Below are 16,021 nucleotides of genomic sequence, written 5' to 3'. Positions count from 1 at the left end.
GAGAATGCCCGGCGGGAGGGTGACGCGCCGACCCCTCCCGCCGGTGCCTCAGTCGGTACCAGCTGCCCCACCGGGTGCCGAACCCCGCACCACCAGGCGCGTGGGCAGGATGACCGGGGTCGGCGTCTCGCCGTCGATCAGGCGCACCAGCATCGTGGCCATCTCCTGGCCGAGGCCACGGATCGGCTGGCTGACCGTGGTCAGCGCCGGCTCCGTACGGCGCGCGATCTCCAGGTCGTCGAAACCCACCACCGCGACGTCCTCGGGGACGCGCCGTCCGGCCTCCTTGAGAACACGCAGGGCGCCCGCGGCCATGGTGTCCGACGCCGCGAAGACGCCGTCGAGGTCGGGGTGCGCGTCGAGGAGCCGCGCCATCGCCCGGGCGCCGTCCTCGAAGCTGAAGTCGGCGTGCTCCACCCGGTCGGCGGGCTGCCCGCCCACCGCCATGGCGTCCGCGAACCCCTGGTACCGGGCGACCGCCGCCTGCAGGTCCGTGGGACCCGTGATCGTGGCGATCCGCCGGCATCCGGAGCTCAGGAGGTGCTCCGTGGCCGAGCGGGCGCCGCCGCGGTTGTCCACGTCGACGTACCAGCGGGCCTCGCCGTGCAGCGGCCGGCCACCGACCACCACCGGCAGCTCGGTCGCCGCCGCGAGCCGGTTCAGCGGGTCGTCGCCCCGCAGGGCCATGAGCATCACACCGTCGGAACGACGGGACCGCAGGAGGCGCTCGAGCCGGGCCTGGCCGCGTTCCGAGGACGCCAGCATGAGCGTGAGATCGAGCTCCGACCGGTCCAGCGCCGCCGCCACCCCGACGAGGACCTGCGAGAAGAACGGGTCCCCGAACAGCGCAGGGTCGTCGTTGGAGATCGCGAGGACCACCGACCCTCCGGTGCTCGTCGCCAGGGCACGGGCCGTCGCGTTGGGGACGTAGCCGAGCTCGCTCGCCGCACGGGCGACCGCCTCACGCTTCGCCGGGCTCACGTTGCGCGCGTTGTTCATCGCGCGGGACGCCACGGAACGCGAGACCCCTGCCCGACGGGCGACCTCGTCCAGCGTGGGCACCTTCGGTGCTCCGATCCGGCCGTCACCGAGCGTTCTCTCGCGACGGTCCACCGGACCAGCCGTCATGGGGTCTGGCATGCGGTCAAGCCTAGTGCCAGGCCCCTCCAGCGGCTGTCCCGTCGCTCGGCTCGCGCAAGCCAGCGCCACCGGCAGACCCTCGGGTTTCCTGTGAGCCGCCAGGGTGAGCTGCCAGGTGAGCTGGGGGGTGAGCCGCCGGGGTGAGCCGCGGGGCGCCGGCCTGCGGCCGGGTTCACCGGAATCTCACAGAGGTCCTCCGAACCCGGCCAGCACGGCACGGCACGGCAGTCTCGCCGCATGAACCTCCTGAGCAGCGGCCCTGTCCGCACCCACCGGATCGACGTCCGAGGACTGACCAAGAAGTACGGGCCCGCCACCGTGGTGGACAACCTGTCGTTCACCGTCGAGCCCGGACACGTGACCGGGTTCCTCGGCCCGAACGGCGCCGGCAAGTCCACGACCATGAAGATGATCCTGGGCCTGGCCGCGCCGACCCAGGGGTCGGCCACCATCGGCGGTCTCCACTACCACGACCTGCCCGTCCCGCTGGTCCACGTGGGCGCGCTGCTCGACGCCGGGGCCGTCCACGGCAGCCGGACCGCCCACGACCACCTGCTGGCGCTCGCGGCGAGCAACGGCCTGCCGGCGGGCCGGGTCGGCGCGGTGCTCGAGCGGACGGGTCTCACGAGTGTCGCCCGCAAGCACGCCGGCGAGTTCTCGCTCGGCATGCGGCAGCGGCTCGGGATCGCGGCGGCCCTGCTCGGCGACCCGGGGGTGCTCATCTTCGACGAGCCGGTGAACGGGCTCGACCCCGAGGGGATCCGGTGGATCCGGGGCTTCATGCGCTCCCTGGCACGCGAGGGCCGCGCGGTGCTCGTCTCCAGCCACCTGATGAGCGAGATGGCACAGACCGCCGACCACCTGGTCGTCATCGGCCGCGGCAGGCTCATCGCGGACACCAGCATGACCGACTTCATGGCTGCCAACAGCGAGGGCACGTCACTCGTCCGCTGCTCGGAGCCGGCGGTCTTCGCCCGCATGCTCACGGCCGCCGGGGCGACCGTACGGGACGGCCTCGAGTCCTCGCTCGTCGTGGCGGGCCTGACCGGTGCCGAGATCGGCCGGCTCGCCGCCTACAACGACATCGTGCTCAGCGAGCTCGCCCCGCAGCAGGCCTCCCTGGAGGACGCCTTCATGGAACTGACCAAGGACAGCCTCGAGTACCTGGGAGCCACCTCATGAGCACGCTCGCCGAAGCCCGCAGCGCTGCCTCGCCCGAGGCCCGCCACGAAGCCCGCACCACGCCGTTCACCCGCACCCTCCACACCGAGTGGATCAAGTTCCGCAGCCTGCGGTCCACGTGGTACACCCTGGCGGGCCTTGCCCTCGCGGGCCTCGGCATCACCGCCCTGGGTATGGGCTCCGTCGGTGCGGAGTACGCGGGTCTGACCGACGCGGAGCGGCTGGACTGGGACCCGACCAGCCAGAGCCTGACGACGTATCTCGTCGCCCAGCTCATCATCGGCGTGCTGGGCATCCTGGTCGTCACCTCGGAGTACGCGACCGGTCTGATCCAGACGTCGCTGGCGGCCACGCCCCGCAGGCACCGGCTGCTGGCGGCGAAGGCGGTGCTGGTCACCGTCGTCGCCGCCGTGGCGGGGCAGACGCTCATGTTCGCCTCGTTCTTCCTGGGGCAGGCGATGCTCGGCACGCAGGGGGTGCCGAACGCCAGCATCAGCGACCCGGGAGTGCTCTCCGCGGTGGTGGGGGGCGGCGTCTATCTCGCGGCGATCTCGCTGCTCGCGCTCGCCCTGGGGGTGATCCTGCGGGCCACCGCCGGGGCACTGGCCACTCTCGTGGCGATCATCTTCCTGATCCCCGGGTTCGCGGGCCTGCTCCCCGGGTGGCTCGGGTGGCTCCTGGACTTCTGGCCCACCCTGGGCGCCGCGGAGGTCCTGGCCACCGTGCCGGACCCGGACTACCCCGCGCCCTGGCTGAACCTGGCCGGGATGTGCCTCGGGGTCGCGGCGACGCTCGCGGTGGCGTTCGTCCTCTTCCGGCGTCGCGACGTGTGATGCTCCGTACCCTGATCGAGGTGGACCGGATCGACGGGGAGCGAAGCAGCGTGGAGCGAACAGGTGGGGCGAGCGGGCCGCCCGTGGGCGCCCAGCGCCTGCTGGTGGTCGACGACGAGGACACGGTCCGGGAGCTGCTCTCCGCGACCCTGCGGTTCGCCGGGTTCGAGGTGTCGTCCGTGGCCACCGCCGGTGCGGCGGTGGCCACGGCCCGTGCCGAGCCGCCCGACCTGGTGCTGCTCGACGTGATGCTGCCGGACATGGACGGCTTCGAGGTGGTCCGGCGGCTGCGCGAGCAGCATCCCGGTGGCCGCGGCCGCCCGGTGCCCGTCCTCTTCCTCACCGCCCGGGGCCGTCAGGCCGACAAGGTCACCGGCCTGTCCCTCGGCGCCGACGACTACGTGACCAAGCCGTTCGACCTGGAGGAGCTGATCGCCCGGATCCGCGCGATCCTGCGCCGCACCTCCGACCATCCGGCCGACCTGCTGGCGGTGGGCACACTGGTGCTCGACGCGGAAGGGCACCAGGTGACGCGGTCCGGCCAGCCCGTCCGCGTCTCGCCCACCGAGTTCCGGCTGCTCCGCTACCTGATGGAGAACGCCGGGCACGTGGTCTCCAAGGCGCAGATCCTCGACCGGGTCTGGAGCTACGACTTCGGCGGCGACGTCAGCATCGTCGACACGTACATCTCCTACCTGCGGCGCAAGGTGGACACCGAGGAGCCCAAGCTCATCCACACCGTGCACGGGGTGGGCTACGTGATGCGAGAGCCGCGGCGGTGACAGCGACGGCTGTGCGACCAGGAGCGCGGCCGCTGCGGAGACTCTCCCTGCGCGTCCGGCTCCTGGTGATCACCACCGCCCTGCTGCTGACCGGGCTGAGCCTCATCAGCGCGCTGCTGTCGGAGCACCTGGAGCGCTACCAGCTCGACCGTATCGACGACACGCTGCGCTCCTTCACCGAGCTCGCCTCGCACGCGTCCCTGGCCCCGCCGCCGGAGCTCGAGACGGCCGGCGAGCTCTTCGGGCCCGCGCTCGACCTGCTCGGTGCCCCGTACCTGGCGTACCTGGACGCGGAGGGCGGCATCACCAGAGAGCTGCGGTCCTCCGGGCTCGAGAGCGCGACCCTGCCGACGCTCGACGACCTGCGCTCCGTCCCGGCCGACGGCAAGATCGTCGACCTCCCGGGCGCCGAGGGTTCCACCCGGTGGCGCGCGGTCGCCCGGACCGCCGTCGGGTGGGACGGCACGGTGATCGCGGCCGCGCCGCTCGCGGAGAGCGATGCCACGGTCGACGCGCTCCGGCGCAGCAGCGTGCTCAGCGGTGCCGCGCTGCTGGTCCTCCTGACGGCGGTGGGCTGGCTCGCGCTCGGCCGCGGCCTCAGGCCGTTGCGCCAGATCGAGCACACGGCCGCCGCGATCGCCGGTGGCGACCTCACCCAGCGCGTGCCCGACCTCGCGCCGCCCGGGACCGAGATCGGCCACCTCGCCGGATCGCTGAACACCATGCTCGGCCAGCTCGAGCAGGCCTTCGCCGACCGCGCCGCGTCCGAGACCCGGATGCGCGACTTCGTCTGGGACGTCAGCCACGAGCTGCGCACCCCGCTCTTCGGCATCAAGGGCTCCACCGAGCTCTACCAGATGGGCGCCCTGCCCGAGCGGGCCGACGTCGACGAGACCATGCGCCGGATCAACCGCGAGGCCACCCGGCTGGCCGCGCTCACCGAGGACCTGCTGATCCTCGCGCAGCTCGACGAGGCACCCGGACAGCTCGACCGGACGCCGATGGACCTGCGCACCCTGGCGAGCGACGGCCGGCTCGACATCCGCGCGCTCGACCCCACCCGCCCCGTCGAGCTGACCGGACCCGGGGGCCACGGACCTCCTGGTCCCGCCCCGGTCCGCGCCGACGAGGCCCGGCTGCGGCAGGTCGTCACCAACCTGGTCGGGAACGCCGCAGCCCACACCCCGGCCGGCACACCCGTCCGGATCGGCGTCGGCACGGCGGGCGGCCGCGCCGTCCTCGAGATCGCGGACCAGGGACCGGGGATGAGCGCCGAGCAGGCCACCCGCGCCTTCGACCGCTTCTACCGGGCCGACCGCTCCCGAAACCGCGAGGGCGGGGCCGGCGCCGGGCTGGGGCTCGCCATCGTGCGTTCGATCGCGCGGGCCCACGACGGCGACGTCGAGCTCATCACCGGCCTCGGCGAAGGTGCGTGCTTCCGACTCACGCTGCCCCTGTCCGCGATGGGTGCCACGGACGCCCCGTAGCCGGCCGTGCGGGTCAGTGCCTACGGTGAGTCAGTGCCCCCGGTGGTGAGTCAGTGCCCCCGCGGTGCGACGAGCATCCGGCCGACGACGCGCCGACGGACGACCACGCCGACGTGCGCGACCAGCGCGACGTAGAAGCACACATGGGCGGCGATGTGGAGCGGCACAAGGTCGTCGCTGCCGACCACGAGCGCGATCCCGGTCGCCGGGACGACGAAGAGCAGCGCGAGCAGAGTGCGCTCGGCCCAGTGCAGCACCACGCGGTCGGTAGCGGTGAGCCGCGGGTCCCAGGGCGGCAGCGTCGTCGTGCGGCGCCAGACGACGCGGGCCACACCGATCGCGACGATCGCGAGCCCGAGCAGGACGTGCCAGCCGGGGAGCGTCAGCTCGCCGCCGAACAGGTCTCCGCTCCACAGGTCGGACCAGGCCGAGCCGACGGCGTCCTCGGTGTCCTCCGCGCGGGCCTCGTGCGCCTGCTCGCACCGCTCCTCGAGCGCGTCGAGGCGCTGCTCCTCGGCGTCGGACGTGTCGCCGCCGCTGCGGTCCTCACCGGTCGGGTCGCAGTCGACGTCGGGCACGTCGGGCTTGTCGTCCATCACGTACCCGACGGCGAGCTGCCCGAGCAGCAGCGCGACGGTCGACCAGTGCAGGACCTTCGTGACGATGCCGTACCCGTGCTCGCCGTTGCGCCACCTCATGCGCGCTACCTCACCGCAGATCGGCGCCGCCGTCCAGCCCGGTGCTCGGCCCTGTGCTCAGCCCTGTGCTCGGCCCTGTGCTCAGCGCCGGCCGAGCGTCAGGTCGACCGTGTGCACACCGGTGAGACCCGCCGGGACCTGCGCGGCGCCGTCGCTCACGCGCTGCGGCACACCGTCGAGCGCGAACGACCCGACCCGGTCGCCCGAGCCGTGCAGCTGGACGGTCAGCTCGGCGTCCCGGTAGCGGACGCCGCCGAGCGTGGCGTCGCCCCAGCCGCCGGGCAGCACGGGTGTCAGCGTCATGCCGTCCCGGGCCGGGCGCATCCCGAACACGCCCCCGTGGATCATCCGCAGGAACGCGGTGGCCGACCACGTCTGCTCGGGCTGCGACTCCCACACGTGACCGGACTGGTACCCGCCGTCGACGGCACCCGTGGCGGCGTCGTAGATCTCGTAGTAGCTGCTGGTGCTGGCGTACAGGCGGGCGAGGTGCGTGACCTCGGCGGCGAACGCCTCCTCGTTGCCGCTCCTCGCCATCGCCTCGGCCCAGAAGCCCTGGACGACGGGCCAGACGATGTCGTTGTGCCGGCCGGCGTGCCCCGCCCGCGCGTAGCGGTCGAACCGAGGGTGGACGTCGGTGATCCCGTGCGGCGAGACGTGGGCGCGCGCGGCGATCGAACGTGCCTGCGCCGGGTCCGCGATCCCGAACAGGATGGTGAAGGCGAGACCCGCACCCTCCTGATAGTCCTGCAGCTCGCCCGCGGCCGGCCCCTCGGTCGGGATCGTGTACCCGTAGCTGCCCCGGTCCGGCTGCCAGAAGTGACGGTTGATCGACGCCGCGAGCCGGGTCGCACGGTCGGCGTGGCTCCGCGCGCCGTCGGCGTCCTGACCGAGCTCCGCGGCCATCGCCGCGAGACCGGCGTACGCCTGGTGGTAGACGGCGTTGGTGCTCAGGGCCAGCTGGGTCGGCATGCTGGCGTGATCGAGCACGAAGCTGCTGTCCGGCTCGCCGGCACCGGCGGCGTCGAGCATCGCGTCCGGGTAGCCGGCGATCCCGTCGTTGAAGAAGGACGGGCCCATGAACAGGCCGTGGTCGGCGTTCCACTGGCCGGCCTCGCGCACGGACATGGTCGTGGCCGCCGTGTCGTACGCGTCGCCCAGGAACTCCCGGTCACCGGTGACGAGGTAGTGGTTCCAGGCCGCCGGGACCCAGACGACCTGGTCCCACCACTGGTCGTCCTGCTGGACCACGAGGTCGCCGTCCTGCTGCTGTGTCCCCCGCCTGGTCCCCCGCCTGGTCCCCAACGTGGTCCCCAACCTGGTCACGACCGACCAGAGGGTGTTCCGGGCGACGTCGGGAGCGAGCAGGCTCCCGGCGTTCCACGAGTTCACCGCCGCATCGCGCGTCCACGGTTGCTCGTACCCGCCGCCGGCCCGGAAGAACGTGCCGACGCCTGGGTCAAGCAGACCCGACGTGTCGTAGACGGCCGGGTCATAGCGCACAGTGTTGGTGTCGAGCAGGTTCATGAGAGCACCCGAGTACGCAGGGCCCAGCAGGGCCTGCGTGTCCGCATCGGTGAAGGTGAGGGTCGGCACGCGGCAGGTTTTCACCGCGCCGACAGCGCTGTCAACAGGGGCACGAGGAGGGAAGTGGTGGAGCGGGCCAGTACACCCCCGCCACCAGCCACGATGCGAGCAAAGCGGACATGTGGCACGGTGCGAGAACCCAGCGGTCCAGCATCGGCCGCACGCACGCCGAGACCGAGGTGACCATGCGTTCCTCCTGGCACTCCGACGCGATCATCTACCAGCTCGACCCCCGGCTCTTCGCCGACTCGAACGATGACGGCTGGGGCGACCTGCGTGGCGTCACCGAACGCCTGCACTACCTGCGCGGGCTCGGCGCCACGTGCATCTGGCTGCTCCCCTTCTACGTCTCCCCCTTCCGCGACGGCGGCTACGACGTCAGCGACCACCTCGCCATCGACCCACGCCTGGGCGACCTGGCCGACATGGCCCACCTGCTCGAGACCGCCGAGGACCTCGGCCTGGACGTCCTCGTCGAGCTGGTCACCCAGCACACCTCCGACCAGCACCGCTGGTTCCAGGAGGCACGCCAGGACCGGAACTCCCCGTACCGCGACTACTACATCTGGGCCGACGAGCCGAACGACGACATCAAGCCGATGTTCCCCGACGTCGAGCCCAGTACGTGGACCTGGGACGACGAGGCGCAGCAGTTCTACCGGCACGCGTTCTACTCGCACGAGCCCGACCTGGCGCTCGACAACCCGCGCGTCCGCGACGAGCTGTACCGCATCGTGGCGTTCTGGCTACGCATGGGCGTCTCGGGCTTCCGGGTGGACGCCGTCCCGATGATGCTCGAACGGGCCAGGGCCGCCCGCCCCGACACCGACGGGCAGTGGCTCGTGCGCGACCTGCGGGCCGCCGTGTCCGGGCAGCGCACCGGAGCCGTGCTCCTCGGCGAGGTGGACGTCACGCCCGACGAGTACGCCCACTACTTCGGGACCGACGGCCAGGGCATGACGATGCTGCTCGACTTCTGGTCGAACAACCACCTCTTCCTCGCCCTGGCCCGTGGCCAGGCCGAGCCGCTCGAGCGGGCGCTGCGCAGCCAGCCCGCCCCGCCCGACGGCGCCACGTACGCGCACTGGCTGCGCAACAACGACGAGCTGAACCTGGCCCAGCTCGCGGACGACGAACGCGAGGAGGTGCTCGACGTCTTCGCCCCCGAGGACTCGATGCGGGTCTACGGGCGCGGCGTCCGGCGCCGTCTGGCTCCCATGCTCGACGGCGACCCCCGCCGCATCGCGCTCGCGCACGCCGTCGCGCTCTCGCTGCCCGGGCCGCCGGTGCTGCGGTACGGCGACGAGATCGGGATGGGCGACGACCTCGACCTGCCCGAGCGCGAGGCCACCCGCACGCCGATGCAGTGGTCCACGACGCCGACGGCGGGCTTCTCGAACGCGGCACCGGACCAGTTCCAGGCACCCGTGGTGACCGGCCCCTACGGCCCCGACCGCGTGAGCGTGGACGAGCAGAGCGTGCGCGACGGCTCCCTGCTGCACCGGGTGGGCGGGCTCGTGCGTGCCCGGCTGGGCCTGAGCGAGCTCGGCCGTGACCGTCCGGAGCCCTGGGACCTGGGCGTGCCGTCCGTCCTGGCGCTGCGGTACCAGGTGACGGAGTCCAGCGTCCTCCTGCTGGCCAACCTCGCGGACGAGGACGTGGTGGCCACGCTGCCCGCCGACGAGGTCTCCGCGCTCGAGGCCGGGCTCGCGCGCTACGTCGACGTGCACGTGGACCAGGACTACGCGGCCGTGGAGGCCGACGGGCGCATCCCGATCGCCGGCTACGGCTACCGGTGGCTGCGGCGCACGATCGACGGCGACGCGGTCGGCAACTCGGCCGTCGAGTCAGCCGGCGAAGCCGCCGTCGAATCGGCCGAGCAGAGCTCTGGCGCCCAGGAGGACCGATGACCACCGTTGGCTTCCACGTGTCCCACGAACAGCTCCACCCGACCGAAGGGCTGCGCGTGGCCCAGCTCGCGCAGGACGCCGGGTTCGACGCCGCCATGTGCTCCGACCACCTCGCCCCCTGGAGCGAACGACAGGGCGAGTCCGGGCTCTCGTGGCCGTGGATCGGGGCGGCGCTCGCGACGACCGGCCTGTCGTTCGGCACGGTCTGCGCGCCCGGCCAGCGCTACCACCCGGTCATCGTGGCGCAGGCGGTGGCGACCCTCGGAGCGATGTTCCCGGGCCGGTTCTGGGTGGCTCTGGGCTCTGGCGAGAACCTCAACGAGCACGTGACCGGCGACCCGTGGCCGCCGAAGCCAGAGCGGGACGCCCGCCTGGCGGAGTGCGTGCAGGTGATCCGCGCGCTGCTGCGCGGCGAGGAGGTGGACCACACCGGCCTGGTCGTCGCGCGCGAGGCCCGGCTGTGGACACTGCCGGAGATCCAGCCGCTGCTGGTTCTCCCGGCACTCACCGTCGCCACGGCACGGCGCCACGCCGCCTGGGCGGACGGCCTGATCACCGTGAACAAGCCGGTCGCGGAGCTGCGACAGATGATCGAGACGTACCGCGAGGCCGGTGGCGCGGGCGAGGTAGCCGTCCAGGTGCATCTGTCGTGGGCGCCCACGGAGGCGGAGGCCGAGGCGACGGCGCTGGACCAGTGGCACACGCTCACCGGTCCGCCCCACGTCGCCGCGGACACCCCGACGACCGCCGCGTTCGACGCCCTCGCCCAGGACGTCACCGTCGCGGACGTACGCCGCGCGGTGCTCGTCTCGTCCGACCTGGGCGAGCTGACGGCGCACCTCGCGGGCCTGCGTGACGCCGGAGCCGACCGGCTCTATCTGCACCATGTGGGCAAGCACCAGGACGCGTTCATCGAGAAGTTCGGCGAGCATGTGCTGCCGGCGCTGCGCTGAGCTCCCCGTGCTGACGCCTGCGTGGTCCGGTGGGGAGTGGACCGGCGCCTGGTTACGGTGACCCCATGGCAGGCACGCTGCCCGACTGGCTCGGCTGGTGGTCGAGCGCGGACTACGACGTCGCGCGCACGCTGCTCCAACGCGGCTTCGGCGCGCTGTACGTGCTCGCCTTCTGGGGCGCGCTGCGCCAGTTCCGGCCACTGCTCGGTGAGCACGGCATCGCGCCGGTCCCGAGGTTCGTCGCGCGCACGTCCTGGCGCGACGGGCCGTCGCTGTTCCGCCTGCGCGGCCTGCGCTACTCCGACCGGCTGCTCGTAGCCGTCGCGTGGTGCGGCATGCTGCTGGGTGCGAGCGTCGTCGTCGGGCTGCCGCAGGCCGGGCCGTGGTGGGTGCCCGCGCTCGTGTTCCTCGTGCTGTGGTGGCTCTACCTGTCGCTGGTCAACGTCGGGCAGACCTTCTACGCCTTCGGCTGGGAGACCCTGCTGTGCGAGGCCGGCTTCCTGGTCGCGTTCCTCGGGTCCGACGCCGTCGGTCCGCCCCTCCTGATGATCTTCGCCGTGCGGTGGCTGCTGTTCCGCCTGGAGCTCGGCGCGGGTCTGATCAAGTGGCGCGGCGACACCGCCTGGCGTGACCTCACCGCCCTGGACTATCACCACGAGACGCAGCCGCTGCCCGGACCGTTCTCCTGGCACGCCCACCACCTGCCGCGCTGGTGGCACCGGTTCGAGGTGGCGGGGACCCACGTCACGCAGCTGCTCGTCCCGTGGCTGCTCCTCCTACCCCAGCCGTTCCCGTCCGTCGCGGCCCTCGCGTTCGTCCTCACCCAGGGCTGGCTCGTGATCACCGGCAACTTCGCCTGGCTCAACTGGGCGACCATCGTCCTCGCCCTCGGGGTGGTCGACGACGGCACCTGGGCGTGGCTGGGCGGCCTCGTCGGGATGCCCGACGCCGGCGCGGCGGCTTCCGCGGGTGCCGCGCGCGCCGCGGCCCCCGAACCCGCCGCGCCGCTCGCCTTCGTGGTGGTGGTCAGCGCCGTGGCCCTGCTGCTGCTCGTGCTGTCGGTGCGGCCGGCGCTGAACCTCGCGTCGCGCCACCAGCGGATGAACGCGAGCTTCGAGCCGTTCCGGCTGGTCAACGCCTACGGTGCGTTCGGCTCGATCACCCGGCACCGCGACGAGATCACCGTGGAGGGCACCCTGGCGGAGGAGCCCGGCCCGGACGAGTGGGTCGAGTACGTGTTCCAGGGCAAGCCCGGCCCCGTGGACCGGCGTCCGCCCCAGGTCGCGCCCTACCACCTGCGCCTGGACTGGCTCATGTGGTTCCTGCCGCTCGGCCACTCCGCCCTGTGGTTCACCGTGCTCCTGCGCCGCCTGCTGGAGGCCGACCCCTCGGTCCTGCGGCTGCTGGGCCACGACCCGTTCGACGGCCGGCCACCGCGCGCCGTCCGCGCCGTCCTGCACCGCTACCGGTACACCACGCCCGAAGAGCGGCGCCGCACCGGCGACTGGTGGGTGCGGGAACGGCTCCATCTCGCTGTCGACCCCGTGCGACTCCCGGACGAGTAGGTCCGCGGCACGCGGCGACGCCGGTCACCGCCGGCTCGGGACCGCCCGGCCGCCGTGCGACTGCGCGCGGCCGGGTGTCGACTGGACGGACGACGGTATTCACGAAGGAGGGAACACTGTCATGGCGATACAAGCCGGCGAAGCGGCACCGGAGTCCGGCGGTCTCTACTGCGCGAGGTGTGACGCGATGGTCCACGTCACCGAGGGTGAGCCGATCCCGGAGTGCCCGAACGGCCACCACGAGTTCGCGACGGAACCCCACGAGACCGGAGCGCCCGACCTGAACCCCCAGCACCGCCCACCACCCAACGGGTGATGGCTTCGTGGCTGGCGGCTCCTGGTCGGCGGCTCCTGACTAGCGGCTGCGTGGTGACTCATGATCGGCGGCTCCGTGGTCGGCTTGGTGCCGAGCGGGCATCAGGCGGCTTCGGCCTCGGGCGGGGGCAGGGCCTCGATGGGCTCGGGCAGGGTGATGCGGTGTCCGCGGGCGTCGGTGAAGGCCCACCCGGTCTCGATCAGGGCGCCGGGCGCGGTGGCGCTCGTGGTGGTGCCGGTGGTGCTGTCGGCTGTGGTGGTGCCCGTGGTGGTGGGTTTGCCGGTCCAGTGCATGGTGATGCCTCGGGTGTCGACGAGCTGGTGGTGGTACCAGCACAACAACGCACTGTTGGACACGGAGGTGTTTCCGCCGTGGGCCCAGTGAGTGACCGCGTGGTGGACCTCGCACCGTGATGGTGGTTGATCACATCCAGGGAAGACGCAGTGCTGGTCACGGGCGATCACCGCTCGCCGCATCTGCCCGCTCACCGTCCGTTGTGCGCGGCCGACGTCCAGGACGGCGCCGTCGGGTCCGAACACGATCCGGGTGACGGCACTGTCGCAGGCCAGGCGGCGTAGGAGTGCTCGTGGTGCGCGGTCACCGGTCTCGGTGAACACGGGGCCACCACCGGACAGCAGCGCGGACACCGTCATCGTGCCCGCTGGGCCCGGGCCAGTACCCGTGTCCGCTACGCCAGTGCCAGTGCCAGTGCCCGGTGCACCTGCACCCGTGCCCGGTGCTCCTGTGCTCGGTGCTCCTGTGCCCGTCGTGCGGCCTGGTGCGGTTTGTCCGCAGGTCAGGCAGAGGCCGTCGCGGGTACGGGTGGCCTGGGCGACCAGCTCGGTCCACGACACCGTGACGTTCAGGTGGGGTGGGATCGCGGCGCCGGGGGAGGCCTGGTTGGTGTCCAGGACGATCCGGGCGACGTCGGCCAGGCCCTGTGCGCGGCGTTGCGTCGAGGTACGCGTGTCCTCCGCCGACGGGGCGCCGAGGATCGCGTTGATCGCTGCGGTGACCAGGAGGCCGTGTTCGTCGGTCAGGAACCCTGCGAGGTGGTAGCCGCCGAAGGTCTTGGCCAGGTCGAGGAACTCGCCCAGAGCGGCCTTGTCGTCATCCACGTCATCCGTGTCGGGGTCGGTGATCGTCGCGAACCGGCGTGCCACGATCCGGAACTGGTCCGCGTTCAACGAACCCGCCTCGCGCAGGACCAGGCCCTCACCCGTGACCAAGGTCCCCTTGGTGACCGCGTCTTCGAGGACCTGGGTGATGAGCTGACGGGTGTGCGCCCCGTCGGGGTCCTGGGCCGGGTCGGGGAAGTCGACCGGCACGGTCTGCACGAACGCCTCCGGGGTCGTCCGCTCACCCGTGCGGGTGTCGATCAGCCAGGCCAACGCATCCTGACGGGTCTCGCTGGTGGGGGCGACCTTGGTCATCACACGGGCATGGTCGATCCCGAGGGTGCCCGCGACCAGGCGCTCCCGCGTCCCAGGCAGCGCCGTGGCCAGGCGGCGGGCCATCGTCATGTCCTTACCCGCCGTCGTCGCCGAGATGCCCTCCCGGATCCGCAGCCAAGTGGTGAACGCGCGCGCCATCCCGCCTGAGCGCCAGGACCCGTCCGCTTCGATCCGGGACAGCAGGGTGCACCGCACGCCGTCGAGGCGGCCGGTGAGCGAACGGATCCGGGTGTGTGCCTCCATCAGCCGGCCCACGGTCGGGGCGTCCCACCCGTCCAACACCTCAGGGTCGGTCAGGACTGCGAGCTCGTCCATCATGTTCTCGAACCGGGCCAGCGTCTCCTCGATCGACTCGGCACTGGGCAGGCCAGGGCCGGGAACGCCATCCGTCGACGTCGACTGCTCCACCGGACCCCACCCCCCTCGTCGCCTCTAGTTTTCACATCCTCGCTGCATCTATTATCTCGAACGTTCGTTCGATCTGCACGTCCAAGACAAAATCTGTGGATAACTTTTGGTGAGGTGTCGAGGCGCCCCGAAACCAGGTCTCAACCGCCACGTCAGGCGACGTCGGCGGGGGCGAGGTCGATGAGCAGGGACCCGCCGGTGGGTGGCCGACCTAGGGTCGGACGGCCGTCGGGTCGCTCCCGCGCAGGATCGTCGCCATCTTCTTGCCGCGCGCCACCTCGTCGACCAGCTTGTCCAGGTAGCGGATCTTCTGCATCAGCGGATCCTCGATCTCCTCCACCCGGTGTCCGCAGATGACGCCCTTGATCAGGACAGCATTCGGGTTCATCGCGGGGGCCTCGGCGAAAAACGTCTCGAAGTCGACCTCGCTCGCGATGGCCTGCTGCAGGCCGGCCTCGTCGTACCCCGTGAGCCAGGAGATCACCTGGTCCACCTCAGCCTTGGTGTGGTCCTTGCGCTCCACCTTCTGCACGTAGAGCGCGTAGATGCTCGCAAAGCTGGTACCGAAGATTCGATGATGCGCCATCTGGCGACCCTAACCGAGCTCGGTGACACCCGTCCGTGAGCCCTCGTCCTCGCTCGTTAGCTCCACGCCGGCTCACCGTCCACGTGCTGCACGGCGACGGCGACGTGCCTCCGCGGCGAGCTCCACCGCGTCGTCGAGCTCGTCCTCGACGACGGCCAGGTCGGCACGAGCCTCGTCCGCCGCCGTCCGTGCCTCGTCGAGCGCGCGTCGCGTCTCGTCCCTCTCGGCGGCGAGCCGGTCGAGCTCCCTCTCCAGGCGTTCCAGCTCGCTCTCGCCGTGCTCGATCCCGGCGTCTGCGGAGCGGAGCCGCTCGCGGACGTCGTCGCGGCGCGCCTCCAGGCGGTCCACCTGCGTCGCGGCCTCCTCGACGGCCTCTTCCGCGGCAGTCAGCTCCGCGGCGGCCGGGTCAGGCTTCCCACGCCCGGGTGACTTCGACTTCTCCGCTCTCGCCGGCTTCTCGACGTCGCCATCCCGGGCAGTACGCGAACCGCCGTCCGACGTCGTGGCGTGCAGCTCGACCAGCTCGGCCTCTTCGCCCTGCTCGTCCACGATCCCGAAACCGACGTGCTGCAGCGCCCGGGCAAGTCGCCCGGCCCGGACCACCCCGGCGGCGTCCGGGTCCATCACGGCGGCGGTCAGCGTTTCCGTCAGCCGGTCGAGCACGGCGGACGACACCGGTCGCCCGCCCACCTCGCCGGCCTCGCGCACGGTGCGGACCAGGCCGTCGGTGCGCTCACGCCGCAGATGGTCCAGCGCCCGGATCCTGCCTCGGTCGCGCTCCTGGGTGGCGGCGCGCAGCTCGTCGCCGAGGTCCGCGAGCGCCGCGATCTCCTCGGGGTGCTCCCGCGTGACCTGGTTGATCACCCAGGCGGCGACCGACGGTTTCGGCAGTCGCTTGACCCGCGCGGCGCCCAGGCGGTCGCCGCTGTCCGTCGCCTGCCGGACGGCGGCGTCGCGGGCAGCAATGAACTCGTCGAGCGGGCGGGTGTAGAGCGCGTCGACGGCGGTGTCGAGATCGGACTGGTCGTGCGCTGGCACTGTCCTACGGTGGCACGACGTCGCTCTTCGCGCGACCACCACACGCCTCGCGTACGGCTCGCCCCGATGTGTCGACGCGGGT

The 16,021-nt window shown here is 72.2% G+C and carries 14 protein-coding genes; 8 read left to right on the top strand and 6 right to left on the bottom strand.

Annotated features, from left to right (window positions below; translation table 11 throughout):
• Positions 1-48 precede the first annotated feature (48 nt).
• Positions 49-1,140, bottom strand: coding sequence for a LacI family DNA-binding transcriptional regulator (locus tag LUM46_RS10490; protein ID WP_274993804.1), 1,092 nt, complete (start codon positions 1,138-1,140; stop codon positions 49-51).
• Between the two features lie 237 nt (positions 1,141-1,377).
• On the opposite strand from LUM46_RS10490, the gene LUM46_RS10485 reads away from it, so the two are divergent.
• Genes LUM46_RS10485 through LUM46_RS10470 form a run of 4 tightly spaced genes read left to right on the top strand, consistent with a single transcriptional unit; the run spans position 1,378 to position 5,424 of the window.
• Positions 1,378-2,322, top strand: coding sequence for an ABC transporter ATP-binding protein (locus LUM46_RS10485; protein WP_274993803.1), 945 nt, complete (start codon positions 1,378-1,380; stop codon positions 2,320-2,322).
• The gene (locus tag LUM46_RS10480; RefSeq protein ID WP_274993802.1) at positions 2,319-3,155 is read left to right on the top strand and encodes an ABC transporter permease; all 837 of its coding nucleotides are present in this window, start codon (positions 2,319-2,321) and stop codon (positions 3,153-3,155) included. Before LUM46_RS10485 ends, LUM46_RS10480 begins: the two co-directional genes overlap by 4 nt.
• The gene (locus LUM46_RS10475; protein WP_274993801.1) at positions 3,155-3,937 is read left to right on the top strand and encodes a response regulator transcription factor; all 783 of its coding nucleotides are present in this window, start codon (positions 3,155-3,157) and stop codon (positions 3,935-3,937) included. The genes LUM46_RS10480 and LUM46_RS10475 overlap by 1 nt, the downstream gene beginning before the upstream one ends.
• Positions 3,934-5,424 (top strand): sensor histidine kinase, encoded by a 1,491-nt coding sequence (locus LUM46_RS10470; RefSeq protein WP_274993799.1) that lies wholly within the window; start codon positions 3,934-3,936, stop codon positions 5,422-5,424. Before LUM46_RS10475 ends, LUM46_RS10470 begins: the two co-directional genes overlap by 4 nt.
• A 50-nt stretch (positions 5,425-5,474) precedes the next feature.
• Here the strand turns inward: LUM46_RS10470 and LUM46_RS10465 are convergent, their stop codons facing one another.
• Both LUM46_RS10465 and LUM46_RS10460 read right to left on the bottom strand, forming a co-directional pair.
• Positions 5,475-6,122 (bottom strand): cytochrome b, encoded by a 648-nt coding sequence (locus LUM46_RS10465; protein ID WP_274993798.1) that lies wholly within the window; start codon positions 6,120-6,122, stop codon positions 5,475-5,477.
• Between the two features lie 81 nt (positions 6,123-6,203).
• Positions 6,204-7,718 (bottom strand): MGH1-like glycoside hydrolase domain-containing protein, encoded by a 1,515-nt coding sequence (locus tag LUM46_RS10460; protein ID WP_274993797.1) that lies wholly within the window; start codon positions 7,716-7,718, stop codon positions 6,204-6,206.
• Between the two features lie 176 nt (positions 7,719-7,894).
• On the opposite strand from LUM46_RS10460, the gene LUM46_RS10455 reads away from it, so the two are divergent.
• The 4 genes from LUM46_RS10455 to LUM46_RS10440 all read left to right on the top strand — a co-directional run bounded on the left by LUM46_RS10455 (position 7,895) and on the right by LUM46_RS10440 (position 12,453).
• Positions 7,895-9,619 carry an alpha-amylase family protein gene (locus LUM46_RS10455; RefSeq protein WP_274993796.1) on the top strand — a complete coding sequence of 575 codons (1,725 nt, stop codon included), beginning with the start codon at positions 7,895-7,897 and terminating at the stop codon, positions 9,617-9,619.
• On the top strand, positions 9,616-10,572 hold the full coding sequence (locus tag LUM46_RS10450; protein WP_274993795.1) for a TIGR03885 family FMN-dependent LLM class oxidoreductase: 957 nt from the start codon (positions 9,616-9,618) through the stop codon (positions 10,570-10,572). Before LUM46_RS10455 ends, LUM46_RS10450 begins: the two co-directional genes overlap by 4 nt.
• 65 nt (positions 10,573-10,637) lie before the next feature.
• Entirely contained in the window at positions 10,638-12,137 is a 1,500-nt protein-coding gene (locus tag LUM46_RS10445) for a lipase maturation factor family protein (protein ID WP_274993793.1), read from the top strand.
• Between the two features lie 121 nt (positions 12,138-12,258).
• Positions 12,259-12,453 (top strand): zinc ribbon-containing protein, encoded by a 195-nt coding sequence (locus LUM46_RS10440; RefSeq protein ID WP_274993791.1) that lies wholly within the window; start codon positions 12,259-12,261, stop codon positions 12,451-12,453.
• 101 nt (positions 12,454-12,554) lie between these two features.
• Here LUM46_RS10440 and LUM46_RS10435 read toward each other — a convergent pair whose 3' ends face one another.
• The 3 genes from LUM46_RS10435 to LUM46_RS10425 all read right to left on the bottom strand — a co-directional run bounded on the left by LUM46_RS10435 (position 12,555) and on the right by LUM46_RS10425 (position 15,939).
• Positions 12,555-14,315: an HNH endonuclease signature motif containing protein gene (locus LUM46_RS10435; RefSeq protein WP_274993790.1), complete on the bottom strand. Its 1,761-nt coding sequence runs from the start codon at positions 14,313-14,315 to the stop codon at positions 12,555-12,557.
• Between the two features lie 211 nt (positions 14,316-14,526).
• On the bottom strand, positions 14,527-14,901 hold the full coding sequence (locus LUM46_RS10430) for a DUF2200 domain-containing protein (RefSeq protein ID WP_274993789.1): 375 nt from the start codon (positions 14,899-14,901) through the stop codon (positions 14,527-14,529).
• Between the two features lie 72 nt (positions 14,902-14,973).
• On the bottom strand, positions 14,974-15,939 hold the full coding sequence (locus LUM46_RS10425) for a hypothetical protein (protein ID WP_274993788.1): 966 nt from the start codon (positions 15,937-15,939) through the stop codon (positions 14,974-14,976).
• Positions 15,940-16,021: the final 82 nt, after the last annotated feature.

Source organism: Promicromonospora iranensis, from assembly GCF_028994805.1.
In the GTDB taxonomy this organism is placed as follows: domain Bacteria; phylum Actinomycetota; class Actinomycetes; order Actinomycetales; family Cellulomonadaceae; genus Promicromonospora; species Promicromonospora iranensis.
This window is presented reverse-complemented; position numbering and strand designations above follow the sequence as displayed.

Coding starts and splice junctions, on each gene's coding strand:
- LUM46_RS10490 (WP_274993804.1), bottom strand. CDS start 1,140: ATGCCAGACCCCATGACGGCTGGTCCGGTGGACCGTCGCGAGAGAACG.
- LUM46_RS10485 (WP_274993803.1), top strand. CDS start 1,378: ATGAACCTCCTGAGCAGCGGCCCTGTCCGCACCCACCGGATCGACGTC.
- LUM46_RS10480 (WP_274993802.1), top strand. CDS start 2,319: ATGAGCACGCTCGCCGAAGCCCGCAGCGCTGCCTCGCCCGAGGCCCGC.
- LUM46_RS10475 (WP_274993801.1), top strand. CDS start 3,155: ATGCTCCGTACCCTGATCGAGGTGGACCGGATCGACGGGGAGCGAAGC.
- LUM46_RS10465 (WP_274993798.1), bottom strand. CDS start 6,122: ATGAGGTGGCGCAACGGCGAGCACGGGTACGGCATCGTCACGAAGGTC.
- LUM46_RS10455 (WP_274993796.1), top strand. CDS start 7,895: ATGCGTTCCTCCTGGCACTCCGACGCGATCATCTACCAGCTCGACCCC.
- LUM46_RS10450 (WP_274993795.1), top strand. CDS start 9,616: ATGACCACCGTTGGCTTCCACGTGTCCCACGAACAGCTCCACCCGACC.
- LUM46_RS10445 (WP_274993793.1), top strand. CDS start 10,638: ATGGCAGGCACGCTGCCCGACTGGCTCGGCTGGTGGTCGAGCGCGGAC.
- LUM46_RS10440 (WP_274993791.1), top strand. CDS start 12,259: ATGGCGATACAAGCCGGCGAAGCGGCACCGGAGTCCGGCGGTCTCTAC.
- LUM46_RS10430 (WP_274993789.1), bottom strand. CDS start 14,901: ATGGCGCATCATCGAATCTTCGGTACCAGCTTTGCGAGCATCTACGCG.